This window comes from Leisingera sp. F5 (genome assembly GCF_001593695.1).
The window spans coordinates 1-1,095 of the sequence record NZ_LUKH01001347.1; the positions used below are offsets into that span (position 1 = coordinate 1).

The 1,095-nt window shown below is 65.1% G+C and carries 3 protein-coding genes; all 3 read right to left on the reverse strand.

Translation table 11 applies throughout. The annotated features are described in order from the left end of the window. Positions 1–351: sterol desaturase family protein (locus A2I95_RS41320; protein ID WP_367153227.1), on the reverse strand; the 351-nt coding region annotated here is incomplete at its 3' end. Beyond that, positions 348–746: a hypothetical protein gene (locus tag A2I95_RS41325; RefSeq protein WP_027256425.1), complete on the reverse strand. Its 399-nt coding sequence runs from the start codon at positions 744–746 to the stop codon at positions 348–350. The genes A2I95_RS41325 and A2I95_RS41320, both read right to left, overlap by 4 nt. 122 nt (positions 747–868) lie before the next feature. Then, a partial coding sequence (locus A2I95_RS41330; RefSeq protein WP_291738075.1) for a hypothetical protein occupies positions 869–1,095 on the reverse strand: 227 nt, incomplete at its 5' end.

Sequence of the window (1,095 nt, forward strand, 5' to 3'; positions counted from 1 at the left end):
GTGGTTAACATGGCTGGCCCAGACCCAGCGCACCCGGTGGCCCAAGCGGTGCACCCAGTAATAGCGCAGATCGTCCAGCACAAAACACACCAGCACGGCCCAAAGAGAAGTGCCCATGTCCAGCGGCGTGATCTGCCAAAGCAGCATCAGGAGCCCCCAGGCGACAAAGCCCAGCAGCAGCCCTTCGGCAACGCTGCCCGCGCCCATGATCAGCGAGGTGACGGCATCGCGCGTCTCATACCGCCCGCCGCGTTTCTTCAGGGCGATCCACAGGAGTTCGGCCAGAATGGCGGCGATGAAGAACGGCACCGCCAGCTGGGTCACGTCAGGATAGGATATCTGTCCGGTCATGCGGCCTCCTCGGCGGCGGCGATCAGCGCCTGCCAGTGTTCGCGCTCGGCGCTTGTCAGTGCCAGAGTCAGGCCCGGAGCGCTGAAGTCGTTGAAGTCAAACTGCAAACCGGCCGAAACCGGGGACACAGCCGCGCCGTTCAGATGCCGGGCCACGGTATCGGCGCCAAAGGACCAAACCAGGCCCGCGCCGCTTTGGGCTGCGATCAGCGCGGCATGGCCGTCTGCCGCGGGCCGCACTTGGCGGATACTGTCGCCGGGGCAATGCCGCAGCCAAGCATCGCGCGCACTGGCTTGTGTCAGCACGGTGCGTTCTGACCGTCCCGTCAGATGCAGAATTGCGGCAATTGCGGATATCCCGCCCGCAACCAGGGCCAGCAGCAGTTCAAGCGGCATTGTCTCCTCCCGCAAGTTAGACTGGCGGGCGGGCTGACAGCTGTCAAAGGTGGCGTGGGGTCAAGCGGATCTTGCCCGGCCGGCAGGGCAGGGACTGTGAGCCGCCCGCGGGCGGGTCTTGCCTAAACCGCCGCTGCTGCGCGTTTCGGTGGTGCCAGGACTTGCATTTGCACCACTTGCTCGACAAAGGGCACCAGCCCTTCGGGCCCCGACGTGCGGTCCTTCAGATGGATGCAGACATCGGGTCTGAGCGCGGCAATGATGCCAATCAGGTCGCCGCGGATCTGATCGTCCAGGCCGGCCCCCATGATTACGCATTCGATGCGCGGTTCCGTTTCCAGCTGGCGCA